The 14,025-nt window shown below is 70.8% G+C and carries 15 protein-coding genes and 2 pseudogenes; 8 read left to right on the top strand and 9 right to left on the bottom strand.

The features are described from left to right. Nucleotides 1-62 precede the first annotated feature (62 nt). A complete protein-coding gene (locus AC068Z_RS06490) occupies nt 63-761 on the bottom strand; it encodes a hypothetical protein (RefSeq protein ID WP_478552891.1) in 699 nt (232 codons plus the stop codon). A gap of 110 nt (nt 762-871) precedes the next feature. Here AC068Z_RS06490 and AC068Z_RS06495 point away from each other — a divergent pair, with 110 nt between their 5' ends. Beyond that, nucleotides 872-1,612, top strand: a complete 741-nt coding sequence (locus tag AC068Z_RS06495; protein WP_478552892.1) for a VOC family protein — start codon at nt 872-874, stop codon at nt 1,610-1,612. A 61-nt stretch (nt 1,613-1,673) separates the two neighbouring features. Here AC068Z_RS06495 and AC068Z_RS06500 read toward each other — a convergent pair whose 3' ends face one another. Next, nucleotides 1,674-2,318 (bottom strand): TetR/AcrR family transcriptional regulator, encoded by a 645-nt coding sequence (locus AC068Z_RS06500; RefSeq protein ID WP_478552894.1) that lies wholly within the window; start codon nt 2,316-2,318, stop codon nt 1,674-1,676. 65 nt (nt 2,319-2,383) lie between these two features. On the opposite strand from AC068Z_RS06500, the gene AC068Z_RS06505 reads away from it, so the two are divergent. After that, complete coding sequence (locus tag AC068Z_RS06505; protein WP_478552896.1) at nt 2,384-3,991, top strand: FAD-binding oxidoreductase; 1,608 nt, start codon at nt 2,384-2,386, stop codon at nt 3,989-3,991. Between the two features lie 16 nt (nt 3,992-4,007). Here AC068Z_RS06505 and AC068Z_RS06510 read toward each other — a convergent pair whose 3' ends face one another. Then, on the bottom strand, nt 4,008-4,421 hold the full coding sequence (locus tag AC068Z_RS06510) for a cytidine/deoxycytidylate deaminase family protein (RefSeq protein WP_478553746.1): 414 nt from the start codon (nt 4,419-4,421) through the stop codon (nt 4,008-4,010). 450 nt (nt 4,422-4,871) lie between these two features. Between AC068Z_RS06510 and AC068Z_RS06515 the strand changes: the two genes are divergently transcribed. Beyond that, on the top strand, nt 4,872-5,549 hold the full coding sequence (locus tag AC068Z_RS06515; RefSeq protein ID WP_478552898.1) for a DUF4232 domain-containing protein: 678 nt from the start codon (nt 4,872-4,874) through the stop codon (nt 5,547-5,549). 30 nt (nt 5,550-5,579) lie between these two features. On the opposite strand, the gene AC068Z_RS06520 is transcribed toward AC068Z_RS06515, so the two are convergent. From AC068Z_RS06520 to AC068Z_RS06535, 4 genes and pseudogenes are all read right to left on the bottom strand, one after another. Next, complete coding sequence (locus AC068Z_RS06520) at nt 5,580-6,131, bottom strand: SMI1/KNR4 family protein (protein ID WP_478552899.1); 552 nt, start codon at nt 6,129-6,131, stop codon at nt 5,580-5,582. Nucleotides 6,132-6,206: 75 nt separating this feature from the next. Beyond that, nucleotides 6,207-7,049: an alpha/beta fold hydrolase gene (locus AC068Z_RS06525; protein WP_478552901.1), complete on the bottom strand. Its 843-nt coding sequence runs from the start codon at nt 7,047-7,049 to the stop codon at nt 6,207-6,209. Nucleotides 7,050-7,144: 95 nt separating this feature from the next. Then, nucleotides 7,145-7,222, bottom strand: a pseudogene (locus AC068Z_RS06530) (aminoglycoside phosphotransferase family protein); the annotation flags it as partial. Next, the gene (locus AC068Z_RS06535) at nt 7,210-8,373 is read right to left on the bottom strand and encodes a helix-turn-helix domain-containing protein (RefSeq protein WP_478552903.1); all 1,164 of its coding nucleotides are present in this window, start codon (nt 8,371-8,373) and stop codon (nt 7,210-7,212) included. The pseudogene AC068Z_RS06530 and the gene AC068Z_RS06535, both read right to left, overlap by 13 nt. Nucleotides 8,374-8,537: 164 nt before the next feature. On the opposite strand from AC068Z_RS06535, the gene AC068Z_RS06540 reads away from it, so the two are divergent. From AC068Z_RS06540 to AC068Z_RS06550, 3 genes are all read left to right on the top strand, one after another. Then, nucleotides 8,538-9,968: an FAD/NAD(P)-binding protein gene (locus AC068Z_RS06540; protein ID WP_478552905.1), complete on the top strand. Its 1,431-nt coding sequence runs from the start codon at nt 8,538-8,540 to the stop codon at nt 9,966-9,968. Nucleotides 9,969-10,044: 76 nt separating this feature from the next. Next, nucleotides 10,045-10,746: a 2-phosphosulfolactate phosphatase gene (locus AC068Z_RS06545; protein ID WP_478552906.1), complete on the top strand. Its 702-nt coding sequence runs from the start codon at nt 10,045-10,047 to the stop codon at nt 10,744-10,746. Nucleotides 10,747-11,068: 322 nt separating this feature from the next. Further along, complete coding sequence (locus tag AC068Z_RS06550) at nt 11,069-12,409, top strand: ferredoxin reductase family protein (RefSeq protein ID WP_478552908.1); 1,341 nt, start codon at nt 11,069-11,071, stop codon at nt 12,407-12,409. 58 nt (nt 12,410-12,467) lie between these two features. Here AC068Z_RS06550 and AC068Z_RS06555 read toward each other — a convergent pair whose 3' ends face one another. Both AC068Z_RS06555 and AC068Z_RS06560 read right to left on the bottom strand, forming a co-directional pair. Next, nucleotides 12,468-13,067: a hypothetical protein gene (locus AC068Z_RS06555; protein WP_478552910.1), complete on the bottom strand. Its 600-nt coding sequence runs from the start codon at nt 13,065-13,067 to the stop codon at nt 12,468-12,470. A 50-nt stretch (nt 13,068-13,117) separates the two neighbouring features. After that, nucleotides 13,118-13,546, bottom strand: coding sequence for a VOC family protein (locus AC068Z_RS06560; RefSeq protein ID WP_478552911.1), 429 nt, complete (start codon nt 13,544-13,546; stop codon nt 13,118-13,120). Between the two features lie 146 nt (nt 13,547-13,692). Between AC068Z_RS06560 and AC068Z_RS06565 the strand changes: the two are divergent. Next, nucleotides 13,693-13,815: pseudogene (locus AC068Z_RS06565) on the top strand (RNA polymerase subunit sigma-70); the annotation flags it as partial. A gap of 47 nt (nt 13,816-13,862) precedes the next feature. Then, nucleotides 13,863-13,991, top strand: coding sequence for a hypothetical protein (locus AC068Z_RS06570; RefSeq protein ID WP_478552912.1), 129 nt, complete (start codon nt 13,863-13,865; stop codon nt 13,989-13,991). Nucleotides 13,992-14,025: the final 34 nt, after the last annotated feature.

Below are 14,025 nucleotides of genomic sequence, written 5' to 3' on the forward strand. Positions count from 1 at the left end.
GCACGGCCGGTCCCGGTGGCGTCGGGCGGTTCTTGCGTTGTTCCGCGATCACGTCCGCCGCTTCAGGCGCCGGACACTCGGGCCGTGCGGCGTTGCGCGCGCAGGGCGGGCAGCCGGGCCCAGTCCTCGGCGTCGGCCAGGCCCTCACCCAGGGCGAGGAGTGATAGGAGTCGCACCGGGCGGCCGGATGCGGCCGCGGCCTCCAGTTTGTGGTGGCCGTCGAGGAGGAAATGCGTCAGACCCCAGTGCCGGTAATGGTCCTCCGGCCGTCCGGCGGCGGGCTCGCACACATCCAGAGTGGAGACCGCCACAGCCGTAGGGACCGTTCCTCGGCCCATGAGTCCGACGTACTCCTCGACGCGTTCCCGCGTGGCCACCTGCTCACCGCTGGAGTAGTCCCCTTGCTGGCCGGGAACGACCAGACGGGGCTCCACGCGGAGCAGCACCGGAAGGTACTCGCCCTCGGGCAGCAACGCGCCGAACGCATCGAGCACGCCGTCGTCGTCGGGAGAGGCCAGTTCTGCGGTGAGCCGCTCCCGCACGCTCTCCAGCGACAGCGTCTGCCGGGCGGTCTCCAACCGGCAGAAGAGGAAGGGGCATGTTCCGCACCAGAAGCTGAGTTCGAAGGCGGGGTCCCCGTCGACCACGAGCAGTCGGCGCCCGGGTCCGCCGCCGGTCTCCCGCTGCTCCGCCTCGAAGCGCAGCCGCGCCTCGGGGTCCGGGACGCCGAGCCTGCGCCGCGCGCCAAATCTGATCACCACCAGCAGACCGTAGGGGACGCGACCGCATTGCACCACCGGCTCGTGAGTGCGCGCGTGCCGGGCCGGTCGGACCGGAGACCGTGGTGGGGCGGGCGTATAAGATCATCGGCATGGCGCTGCGACCTGTGCACGTGATCATCAAGGCGGTTGATGCCTCGCGGGTCGGCGGCTTCTGGGCGGAGGCGCTCGGATGGAGTGCTTACAGTCCCGGCGTGGCCACCTACGTCGGACCCGCCGGCGGCCTCGTCTGGCCGGACCCGGTCTTCGTCGGCGTCGACGTGGTTCCCGTCCCGGAGGCCAAGACGGCGACGAAGAACCGCGTACACCTCGACCTCGCCACCACCTCCGCGGCCCACCAGGCGGAGTTGGTCGAGCGGCTGCAGGCCCTCGGCGCGACGCCCGTCGACGTGGGGCAGGGCGACGTACCGTGGACGGTCCTCGCCGACCCCGAGGGCAACGAGTTCTGCGTGCTGGAGCCCCGCGAGATCTACCGGGACACCGGGCCCATCGCCGCGATCGTGGTCGACTGTTCGGATCCGCGGGTCATGGCCCGGTTCTGGGACGAGGCGACGGACTGGACCCTGCACGAGGTGACCGACGACCAGGCGGTGCTGCGCTCCGCCCAAGGCGTCGGCCCGTACCTGGAGTTCATCCGGACCCCTGACGTGAAGACCGTGCCGGACCGTGTCCACGTCGACCTGCTGCCGTACCCCGGTGACGACAAAGCGGCGGAGGTGGCCCGGCTCAGGGCTCTCGGCGCCATGGACCTCGACGTCGGCCAGGGCGACGTCCCCTGGACGTGCCTGACCGACCCGGAGGACCACGAGTTCTGCGTCCTTGCCTTGTCCTGACGCGAAGCACCGCACTGCCGACGCCGGGGCCTCGGCGGACGCGAGGCGCGCCCTACGCGCGTCAGGAACGTCCCGCCGTGGCCTCTGCAGCCCCCGGGGGATGGAGGAGGGCGAAGATCCGCTCGAAGCGGGCGTTCATCTCGGCGGCGGTCTGCTCGGGATGGTGCCGCCACCAGGCGACCGAGGCGCTGACGGTCCCGTACCAGAGGTGGGTGGCGAAGTCGGCGTCGAGCGGTTCGGTGGCGGGGGAGCCGCCGAGGAACTCGGTGACACCGGCCGCGCCCAGGCGGTTGAGTTCCCGTCGGTGGACGGTGGCCGCCCCATGGAGTTCGGTGCCGGGGAGCAGGGTCGGGTCGTAGACGAGCTCCCAGTCGTGCAGGCGGGACTCCAGTGTCCGGAAGATGGCCCGCATGGTGCGGGCGGCCCGGGTGAGGTCGGCGGGTCCGGTCACGGCGGCGGTGACGGCCTCTACGAGGCGGGCGCCGGCCCGGTTCAGGCAGGCCAGGTACAGGCCGTCCTTGGAGCCGAAGTACTCGTAGATCAGGGGCTTGGTGATGCCGGCGAGCGCCGCCACGTCCGCCGTCGAGCCGCGTGCGTAGCCCTTCCTGCCGAACTCCTCGGCCGCCGCGTCGAGGATCAGCTGTTCTCGTTCCTTGCGCGGCATCCCCTTGGTGCCCACCCCGCGCGTGGCCTTCTCCTTGCTCATGCCTGCACTCTATGCCAGATTGACCGGCAGGTAACTTACCCTTCGTTCAGATCGGTGGTGCGGCGGTGAGCGGCAAAACGCGTTCGTGGTGGGGATGGGGCAACGTCGAGGACGCCGTGACCGGGCCGGAACGCGAGGAACTCACCCGACGCACCGCACAGTTGCTGCCGGACGCCGACCTGACCGTGCATCCGGCGCCCCCCATCGCCTCCTTCGACGTCGCCGCGAGCGGGATCACCGCGCCGTCGGCGCTGGAGGGCATCGTCTCCGATGACGTCCGCGATCGGCTCGCCCACAGCCACGGGCAGGCGTTCCGCGATGTCGTACGGGCGCTGTTGGGCCGGTTGCCCCACGTACCCGACCTCGTCGCCCGCCCGACGTCGGAGGCCGAGGTCGTCCAGGTCCTCGACTGGTGCACCGACGCCGGCATCGCGGTCGTCCCCTTCGGCGGCGGCTCGTCGGTCGTGGGAGGTGTGGAGCCCCGTGTGGGCGACGAGTACACCGGGGTCGTCAGCCTGGACCTCACCTCCATGAACCAGGTCCTGGAGGTCGATACGGCCAGCCGCGCCGCGCTCGTCCAGGCCGGCACCCTCGGCCCGCGTCTGGAGGCACAACTGCGGCCCCGCGGATACACGTTGCGCTTCTTCCCCCAGTCCTTCGAGTTCTCCACCCTCGGCGGCTGGCTCGCCACACGGGCGGGCGGCCACTTCGCCACCCACCTCACCCACATCGACGACCTCACCGAGTCGCTGCGGGTCATCACGCCCTCCGGCGCGCTGGAAACCCGCCGACTCCCGGCCTCGGGCGCCGGGCCGTCCCCGGACCGCATGTTCCTCGGCTCCGAAGGCACCCTGGGCGTCATCACCCAAGCCTGGGTACGGCTCCAGGACCGCCCCCGCTGGCGGGCCGGCGCCGCGGTCACCTTCACCGACTACGACGCCGGCGTCCAGGCCGTGCGCGCGCTGTCCCAGTCCGGACTGAACCCCGCCAACTGCCGGCTCCTGGACCCGGTGGAGGCGCTGATCAACGCCGGCTCCGCGAGCGCGGTCCTGGTCCTCGGCTTCGAATCCGCCGACCACCCCGTCACGGCCGGGATGGAACGCGCCCTGGAACTGTGCCGCGACCACGGCGGCATCCTGCCCGAACCGGCCCGATACACCGACAGTTCGGACCGGACCGCGCACACCGGCGCGGCCGACACCTGGCGCTCCGCCTTCCTGCGCATGCCGTACCAGCGCGACGCGCTCGCCGCCCAGGGCATGATCGTGGAGACCTTCGAGACGGCCTGCACCTGGGACCGGTTCGAGACGCTGCGCGCGGCCGTCAACGACGCAGCCCAGGACGCCATGCGCCAGGTGGGCGCCACGGGTGTCGTGACGTGCCGCTTCACCCACGTCTACCCCGACGGCCCGGCTCCCTACTTCGGCATCTACGCCGCGGGCCACTGGGGCAGGACGGTGGAACAGTGGGACGAGATCAAACAGGCCGTCTCCCAGGCCCTCGTCTCGACCGGCGGCACGATCACCCACCACCACGCGATCGGCCGCGACCACCGCCCCTGGTACGACCAGCAACGCCCCGACCTCTTCGCCACGGCCCTGCAAGCCGGGAAGGCGGTATTCGACCCGCGGGGGGTCCTCAATCCGGGGGTTGTCATCGATCCTCGCCGCTGAGGTTGTGTGGCGCGGTCTACTCGGCCTCGAGCTGATGGTCGGCCCACACGTAGCTCTCGGGCAGCAAGTCGGTGATGCGGACGGCTCGGACGCGGTCCGCCTGGCCGACGATGACGTGGAGGGTGGGGAAGTAGTCGAGCAGAACCTGACGGCAGCGACCGCACGGAGGCACCACCCCTCGGTCCCGGTCGCCCACGGCCACGATGGTGTCCAGTTCGTAGGCGCCCTGGGCGGCCGCCGCGCCGAGGAGGACGAGTTCGGCGCAGGGGCCTCCCGTGAAGTGGTAGGCGTTCACCGCGGTGATGATCCGTCCGTCGGCGGCGCGGGCGGCGGCTGCCACGGTGTGGTTGTCGCCCCGGCAGCGAGTGCGAGCGACATGCTCTGCGGCCTGGATCAGTTCGTGGTCGATGGGGTGGGTCTGCATGGTGATCTTCTCTGCCCAGTACTGTGATTCGGTGTGCTTCTACGCCATGACCTACTACAAGCTGCACTACGCGTGTGTCTCGTGCCGTGTCAGCTTCAAGCGGCACGCCCATCGGCGGCTGGAGCACCTGTGCCCGAACTGTTCTCGGCCTCTCATTTGTGCCGGCCATGACTTCGCCCCGCCGCCCAGGCGGGATGCCCGCCGGTGGTCTGTCGTGGCGGCGGTGCTGGGGGAAGGGCTTCGCTACGAGGGGCTGTCGGTCTGCGGGTGCGGCAAGGAGCCCAAGTACCGCCCGCGGACACGAGCCCGGCGACAGTCGGCTGCCCAGTGACGCGCCACCGCTGTCACAGTGTCACAAACGTGTGCGCAGACGGACCTGTGTCGATGTGGAGGGGCGGAAACGTCCCTGCCATGAGGCACGATCACCGGGACATTCCAACTCCCGGGGGACTTCTCATGGCTCGCACAGTTCGTTCACGCCGAGGCCGTACCGCTGCCGTACTCGCCGCTCTGTCGTTCGGCGTCGTGGCGCTGACCGCCTGCGACGGTGGCTCGGAGACGGACGGTGCCGCGCCGAGCGCGCCGGCGAGCGCCTCTCCTGCGGGTGCTGACAAGGGCACCGAGTCGCCCTCGCCGGCCGCCCCGGAGGACGGCGGCAGCGACAGCGGCAGCTCCTCCGGCAGCGGTGGCGCCACGCCGTCCTCGACGCCCGACTCCGGCGACGGTCAGGACGGGGGAGTGGGGATGTGCGAGACCTCGGACATGAGTTACGACGTCACGGTCGCGTCCAGGCCGGTCAACCACGCGCTGCTGACGGCGACCAACACGAGCGGCGACCCGTGCCTGCTGCCCGCGAACGAGCTCGTCATCACGATTCCCGGGCTCGACGGCGCCGCCGAGCACATGGGGCCCGAGGGCAAGGACTGGATGCTGAAGGACGGCGAGAGCGCCTACGCCGGGATCATGTTCTCGAAGGCCGACACCCCGGGCGGCAAGAGCGCAGGGGAAGTGGAAGTCGCGCTGACCGCGGCGGAGAGCCCGGCGACGGTGCCGATCAACGACGGCCCCGTCACGGTCAACGACGGTCAGGTCACCAGCTTCTTCGGTACGGCCGAGGACGCGCTCACCTACTGAGGCAGCACAGCCGGCCGACCCGGGTCCGTCTTACGGGCTCTCCAGCCAGTCGGTGTACCAGGTGCGAAAGTCCGTGCTGATCGGAACGAAGCCGCCCCAGTCCGGGTCGATCTGCCAGACCTCGCCGGATCGAGGGCCGTTCAGGACGAGCCGGACGAACATCCCGCAGCCCTGCTCGGCGAGCATGAGGGTGCCCCGGGTCAGGGCGTCGGCTGGGGCGGCGATTCGGCCGGGCCGGGGGTCCAGCAGCGGGAACGGCTCGGCGAGCCGGCCCGGAAGGCGGTCTTCCTGCCACTCGTCGTCCACGGCCCACACTTCGTCGGCCTCCGGGCGGGGGGTGGTCAAAGGCATCAGCCCGTGGTCGGGGCCCGCAGGGCCGTTGCCCACCTCCGCGACAAAGGACCGGTACTCCGCCGGCAGATCGATACCGTGGCACTCCTCGAAATCCCGGATCTCCGCCTCCGGGAGTCGAGGCGCCAGCTCGTACCGGTGCGTGGGCGCGCCGAAACGCTTCCGTTCCGGATCCCGCGCGGCCATCGCCCGTATCCGTGCGCGTACGTCGCTCTCGTCCCACCTGTTCACCGGGCGACCCTAGCAATGGCTCGGCCCCCCTCCCTTGCTCGGAATCCCACGTGGTCGCGGGGCAGGCGCCGTCCGCTACCCGAGGCCGAGCATCGCCTCCGCGACCTCGCCGACCGCCGTTTCGGGGAGCGCGGTGGCGGCCGTCTCGAGGACCAGCAGCCGTGCGCCGGGGATCTCGCGGGCGAGTGCCTCGCCGTTGCCGACGGGGAAGAACCAGTCGCGGGCGCCGTGGACGACGAGCGTGGGGACATCGACCTCGGGCAGCCGCTCCCGCCAGCGTGGTGTGCAGTCGAGTCTGGAGAACACCATGCCCATCTGGTTGGCCATGTGGACCGCGGGGGCGGTGCTGGGGGTGCGGTCCCAGATGCGCGCGGCGCGCTCGCGTTCCGCCTCGGGGTCGTCGCCGAGGATCTCCGCACCGAGGGCGGCGAACTCCGCCACCGCCTCGCGGTCGGTCCAGTCGGGCATCGGATGGGCGAACAGTTGGCGCATCGTTGCCTGGTCATGGTCGGGGAGGTCGTCATCGGTCGGGCCGGGCGCAACCGGCCGGGTGCCGACCAGGGTGAGTGCCGAGAACGCTCCCGGATGGTCGAGCACCGCCACCTGGGCGACCATCCCGCCGACGCCGATCCCGGCGAGGTGGGCGGGTCCACCGCCGAGGGCGTCAGCGAGGGCGGCCGCGTCGGCGGCGAGGTCGCGCAGGGTGTAGGCGGGCGCGTTCGGATCCGCCGTCGTCGACTCTCCGCTGTCGCGCAGGTCGTAGCGCACCACGCGGCGCCCGCCCGCGGCGAGGCGCTCACAGAGCGCGTCGGGCCAGGAGAGCATCGTCGTGCCGCCTGCGAGCAGGACGAGCGGCGCGTCGGCGTCGCCGAACGACTCGATACCGAGTGCGATGTCGTTTGCCTTGACCGTGGTCATCTTTCCAGTCACGTCATACGAGACCTGATCCGCTGCGCAAACTCATCGCTTTCCGCGAAGCAGCTTCCGCTATCGCGCCCTGACCCCGCACAGGCTCACAGCCGGGATCTCAGTACGTCGATCTCACAGCCCGGCGCGAACGGGTCGAAGCCGTGCTCGGTCAGCCAGCGAACCCAGCAGGGCCGTATCCCGACCGCATGACGCGGGCGTGGGTCGCGGGTCGGCCGGGCTGCTGGATGTGGGTCGGTTCCGGGAGGGCCGGCCAGTAGTGCTCGGTGAAGACGCGGGCGACGAGTTCGCCTCGGCTGGAGACGGATGTCTTGGTGAAGACGGCTTTGATGTGGTCGCGGACCGTGTGCGGGGAGATGAACAGCGTCGTGGCGATCTCGGCGGTGGTCATGCCGCGTGCGATGAGCTGGGTGATCTGGAGTTCTCGCGGTGTCAGGCCGTAGGCCTCGGCGACCAGGACCGCGAGGTCGGTGGGGGCGGCGGGCTCGATGACCAGGGCCACCGGGCCGGGGCGGCCGCCGACGCCGGTGAGGGTGGAGGCATGGCAGTTCAGCCACTGCCCATCGGTGGTGCGGATGCGCACCCGGGCGAGGCCGTGGTCGCGGCCGTCGGCGATGGCCCGTGCCTGGAGTGCGGTGCCGATCACCCAGATGGGCAGCTTCAGGCCCAGCGGTGAGGGGAAGGACGGCCCTTTCGGCAGCAGTGCGAGGTAGTGCCGTGCCTCGTCGTTGATCGACGTGGCTTCGCCGGACTCGTCGAAGAAGATCAGGCCGGGTGCGGGTGACCGCGTCGGGGGCGCCGCGGGGGAGGGCCGGGCGAGGCTGCGCAGCATGGCGGCGAGCGGGCGGGACAGGCCGGCGAGCAGGGCGAGTTCGGCCGTACCGAATGCGTTGGTGGCGCGGAAGAGGCTGACCAGGCCCCATGGGCGGTCGCCGATCCGTAGGACCGCGCGCAGTTCGTCGTGGACGCCCTGGCCGTGCAGGAGGCGCCGGAAGCGCGCGCTGCGGGCGGGTAGATCGCCGGTGGCGGCGCGCAGGGTGGCGGCAGGTACGGGCGCGCGGGCCAGTTCGCGGAACGGAACGATGTTCTCTTCCAGGAGTTCGCTCTCCCAGTAGGCGGCACAGCCCTCGCCGGAGCCGAGGTTCTCGGTCAGCATCGGGGCCGTGATCAGCCCCGTCTCCGGGTCGGCCGCCGTCCATACGGCCGAGTCGTAGGGCACCAGCCGCCGCAGCCCGGCCGAGGCGCGGCTGAACAACTCCACCGCGTCGGCGGCCCGTTCGGCGGCCGACAGCACCGCCTGTGATGGATCGGTCATGTGCATTCCCCTCCGCCGGTCAGCCTGCCCGGATCACCGCTGGACGCCAACCCCTCATCCGAGGGGGTCATTCCCGCCGCCCGCCCCTCTCGCGGGGGATGGGGTTCGGCGGCGGCGTTGGCCAAGGTCGAGGACGTACGACACGACCAGCAACGAGGGAGATCATGGACATCGCGATTGTCGGAGGCGGCTCGGCAGCGGTCGGCCTGTTGGACGCGCTGGCCGCCGGAAAGGGCGCCGAGGGTGGCGGGGCGGGCACGATCACGGTCTTCGAGCCGTCGCCCCATCTGTGGCGAGGGCGGCCCTACGCCCCGGACCTGGACTCGGTGCTGGTGAACACGCCCCCCGCCCTGATGTCGATCCGGCACGGCGACTTCGGCCACTACGCGGCCTGGCTGGGCGAGCGCGGCGCCAGTCACGTCGACGAACTGCTGGGGCAGCCGCTGGTCCCGCGTGCACTCTTCGGCGAGTATCTCGCGCACACCGCCGAGAAGGCCATCGCGGCCCTGGGCGAGCAGGGCCGGGTGGTGCGCGTCGTGGCCGCCCGGGTGACAGCGGCCGCCCGCCGCGGAGCCCGGCTCGTGCTGCGCACACACGACACTGGGGAGTTCGAGGCAGCCCATCTGGCGCTGTGTGTGGGCGGAGGGACACCCCCGGACCTGTACGGGCTCGCCGGCACCCCCGGCTTCACGGCCGACCCCTACCCGCTGGCCGACACGCTCGGCCATATCCCCGACGACGGCGACGTGGCGGTCATCGGCGCCGGACTGACCGCCGTGGACGTCGTCGTGTCGCTCGCCGCTCGCGGGCACCGGGGGCCGATCACGCTCCTGTCGCGCAGCGGCGTGCTGCCGCACGTCTGGCAGCGCCCGGACGACCGGCGCCCCCGGCACGTGACCGCCGAACGGGTGGCGGAGCTGCACCGGGCGCGGGGCCGGGTCACGCTCGACGATCTCATCGGGCTGCTGCGCGCGGAACTGGCCGCGGCCGGGGAGGACTTCGACGCGTTCGCGGCCGAACTCCTGGCCACCGAGGAGGAGGACCCGGTCCGGCGGCTCCGGCGGCAGTTCGCCGCGATCGACGACCCTCGGGTCGGGCGCCGCGTGCTGCAGCAGACCGCGCACAGCGTCGGGCCGTACGCGTGGCGGCTGCTGACCGAGCCCGAACGTGCCCGGCTGCGGCGGCATGGGCGTACGGCCGTCAGCGTGGCGTCGCCGATGGTGCCGGTGAACGCCTCCGTCCTGATACGGCTGTTGGACTCAGGCCAGCTCGCAGTCACGGCCGGCGTCCGCGGGATCGAGCCGGTCAACGGGCGGTTCAGGGTGCGGTGCGACGACGGCGAACGCACCGCGGAGTACGTCGTCAACGCCGTGAACCCGCCCCCGCGGGCGGTCCCCGCCACCGCCCACCCCCTGGTGCAGTCCCTGGTCACCTCCGGGTTGGCCACACTCCACCCGTCCGGCGGCCTGACCCCCGCCGACCCGCGCGTGCAGGTGGTCGGCGACCTGACCGGCGGCGGCTCGTTCATCACCTCCAGCCTGCTCGGCGTCGCCGCCCAGGCGGCGGGCGCGGCTGAGGCCCTGCGTACGGCCTGAGGCCCGCTAGGCCTGCCGGTGTGATGCGCGCCACTGCCCGCGCGCTTCGGACGAGGAGTGCGCGATCATGCTCGGAATGGACGCTCGTTTCCTCGGCATCGCTGATCTGGTCGCAGTCCCGTCCGTGGCCGTCGTCGTAGACGTCATGCGTGCTTTCACGGTGGCTGCCTGGGCCTTCGGCCAGGGAGCGGAGAGGATCGTTCTTGCCGAGTCGCTGGACGACGCGCTGGCGCTGAAGGGTCGTCACCCGCAATGGGTGGCGTTGAAGGACGGTCCGCCCGCGCCGGGGTTCGACCTCGTCAACTCGCCGGGCCTGCTGCGGACCGCTGACCTCCACGGCCGGACCGTCGTGCAGAAGACCACGGCAGGGACGGTCGGCGCCCTCGCCGTCAAGGAGGCGTCACTCGTGCTGTGCGCCGGCTTCGTGGTGGCGGAGGCCACGGCTCGGCTCCTGCGGATGCGCGAGAGCGACAAGGTGACGTTCGTGGTCACCGGCGAGGGCGGGCAGGCCGAGGAGGATCTGGCGTGCGCGCAGTACATCGCGCGGAGAGCCACCGACGCCGGAACGGACGCGGCTGAGTTCCTCCACCGCGCAGCCACGTCACGCGCCGCCGCCGAACTGGCGCAGGGGGTACGCCAAGGCGTCCACCCCGATGACGTCGCCCTGTGTCTCGAGGTCGACCGGTTCCCCTTCGCCATGGTGGCGGCCTTGGAGGACTCGATCATGGTGCTGCGGCCCTGTGCGGTGTCTTCGCTGCCGGAGGAGAATCCGGGCTGATCGCCTGGCGTTTCAGAAGGCAGAGCGAGCGGGAGAGCTGAGTGGTTGTGGAGTCGTGTGCCCCTGACGCCGGTCGCCGACGCAACCGGTTGAAGGCCGGCCATCTGTCAGACACTCACCGGCGCAGGGAGGCTCCTTGCGAGCCTGTTCGGCCGCCGACGCCACGAATGGGCGTCAGAAGGACGCTCACGGCCTGAACAGATTGGGGTCGCGAGCCGTATCCTTACGCGATCGAGGTTCGCGTTTTGCCGGATTCCTTGGTCTTCATGGGGTTTGTGCACACGGGCCGTGAGTCGTGCGGCCTCGGGGGAGGGGGGCGGCCATGATGGCGGCGAGTGACACGGTGCGGGTGGGGGCGGTGCTGCCTGTGGACGCGGCGCGCCGGGTGATGTGGGCCTTCGTCATCGTCAACCTGGCGGTCGTCGAGGCGCTGTTCCTCAGCGCCGGCGAGGGCAAGAACGACGTGCTCACGGTGGCGAAGTGGTTCGGGCTGCACGCGGCCCTGCTGATCATGTTCCAACTGCTGCTGGTGGCCCGGCTGCCGTGGCTGGACCGGCGTATCGGCATGGACCGGCTCACGGTGTGGCATCGCTGGGTCGGATTCACTCTGCTGTGGACGGTATTGACCCACGCCACGCTGGTGGTGCTGGGCTTCGCGACGCTCGACGACACCTCCATGGGGAAGACGTTCGTCGCGCTGAGCGGCGTTCCGGCCTCTCTGCTGGGCATGCTCGCCGCGGCCGTCATCGTCGTGATCGGAGTGGTTTCCACCCGGGCCGTGCGGCGGCGGCTGCGGTACGAGGTGTGGCACGGTCTGCACCTGCTGCTGTACGTGGCGCTGGGGCTGGCCTTCGTCCATCAGTTGCAGGAGACGACGACGTTCACGTCCTCCGCGTTCGCCACGGCCTACTGGTGGTTCCTGTGGCTGTTCGCGTTCGGCGCGCTGCTGACCGGGCGGATCGTCGTGCCGCTGTGGCGCAACGCCTACCACCGGTTCCGTGTCGTCGCCGTGGTGCCGGAGTCGCTGAACGCGGTCTCGGTGTACGTGAGCGGACGGCACCTGGACAAGTTCCCCGCCCGGGCCGGACAGTTCTGCATCTGGCGGTTTCCCGGGCACAACAACTGGTGGACCGCCAACCCCTTCTCCCTGTCGGCGGCGCCGGGCGGACAAGGGCTGCGTGTGACGGCCAAGGCGGTGGGCGGTACCAGTGCCGGCCTGCGGAACGTCCCGGCCGGCAGCCGCGCCTTCGTCGAAGGGCCGTACGGGGCGTTCACGTCGTTGCACCGGTCGAGGCCCGGCGCCCTGCTGATCGCCGGCGGTGTGGGGATCACGCCCGTGCGGGCCCTGCTGGAGGAGCAGGGGAGCGGTGACATCGTCGTGCTGTACCGGGTGCGGAGCGAGGGCGACGCGGTGCTGCTGAACGAGGTGCGCCACCTGGTCGCGCAGCAGGGCGGACGGCTGCACCTGCTCACCGGCAGGACCGGCGAGGCGGGCGTCCCGCCGCTCGGCCCCGGCGCCCTGCATCAGCTGGTCCCCGACATCACCGAACGAGACGTGTACGTGTGCGGTCCGCCGGCCATGACCACCGCCGTGCTCTCCGCGCTGCGGGACCTGCAAGTGCCCGCGCGGCAGGTGCACTCGGAGCGGTTCGGCATGGCCTGACGGGCACCGCGTCAGCCCGGATGGCCAGTGGTGTTCCGCGACGAGGTAGAGCGGGTGCTCACTGCTCCGGGTCGGACCAAGCCGCCACAAGCGCCTGCCGATCCGGGAAACGGGGACCAGAGAGCGTCTCCTGGACGGAATCACCCCTGAGCCAGACCACTTGCTCGGGGGCACCGTCGCCGGTGTCGAACAGGCAGCACACTCCACCGCTGTCGGCGGTGAGGTCGGTGAACACCTTTCGCACGCTGCCCGATTGAGCGAACAAGCGGCTCATCCCCGACGTCGCGGCCCAGCATTCCACCGACGCGAAGTCAGGATGCAGGGAGGACTCGAACCTGATCGTGGCGTAGATGTAGCCGATTTGGAGACGGCCGTCGGCCGTCGGCGCAGGGCCGCCCGTCTGCGCGTACTCGCGCAGTGCCTCATCGACGTCGAACATGAGGGACAGGTCGAGTTCGAGTCTGCCGCTTGTGGAGCAGTCGACCGGCTCGCTCTTGAAGTGGGACGTAAACGGCAGGCGAAGCCGCTCACGGCCGGGCAGGGTGACCTCAAGCGGCGGTACGGCACGGGCCGGGGGCGCCAGCTCGGACAGATTGACCAACGCCTTGGCGACATTCTGCGGGCGCAGATACAGGTCGTAGCTGTAGATCAGTCCCATGGTTTCCCCTGCCTCGTCGTCCCGAGACACCTCGAGACACCTCGCGCCGCTCAGTCGATACAGAACTCGTTGCCCTCGATGTCCAGCATCGGGATGCACGCGTCATTGCCGTCATACAGCGTCTGGACGTGCACCGCGCCGAGCGGAATCAGTCGTGCGCACTCGGCCTCGAGGGCGGCGAGCCGTTCTTCTCCTACGAGTCCGGTGCCGACCCGCACGTCAAGATGGAGCCGATTCTTGGCGGCCTTTCCCTCGGGGACACGCTGAAAGTACAGCCGAGGGCCCACGCCTGAGGGATCAACGCAGGCGAACCATGCGTCCTGCTCCTCCGCTGGCAGGGAGCCCTTGAATTCGTCCCACGTGGCAAACCCCTGCGGGGGTGGCGGTACGACGTATCCCAGCACCTCGCACCAGAAGCGAGCGAGACGCTCGGGTTCCGCGCAGTCGAAGGTGATCTGGAACTGCTTGATCGAAGGCATCGGCGCACCCTACCAAGGGCCCCGGTTCACCGGGCCTTGCCGGCCTGCTCCCGGACCGCGCGGTCGATCCGGTTGAAGAAGTTGGTCATCGCGATCTCCAGGATGATCGCGCCGTCCTGGATATCGGGTGGCGGCCTCGGCCAGGGGTTCCCGAGGACGACGCGGTGCTCGCCGACTCGGTCGGGCGCGCGCTGCTCGTCGTTCTGGAGTCGCTCGGGCCGAGCGAACGGCTGGCGTTCGTCCTGCACGACTTGTCGGCGGTGCCGTTTCGACGAAGGTCCTCGTCGACGGCCTCCCAGGGATCATGTCCTGGCGCTTGGACGGCACCCCGCTCTCGCTCGTCGCGTTCACTGTCACCGAAGCCCGTATCACCCGTATCACCGGCATCAGGATCGTGATCGACCCGACCGAGCTCGCGCCGATGGACTTGCCGGCGCCGGCCTGAGCCCTGCCGGGGCATAGGTGCGTCGCGGCAAAAT

The organism is Streptomyces sp. NPDC043726 (assembly GCF_056436565.1).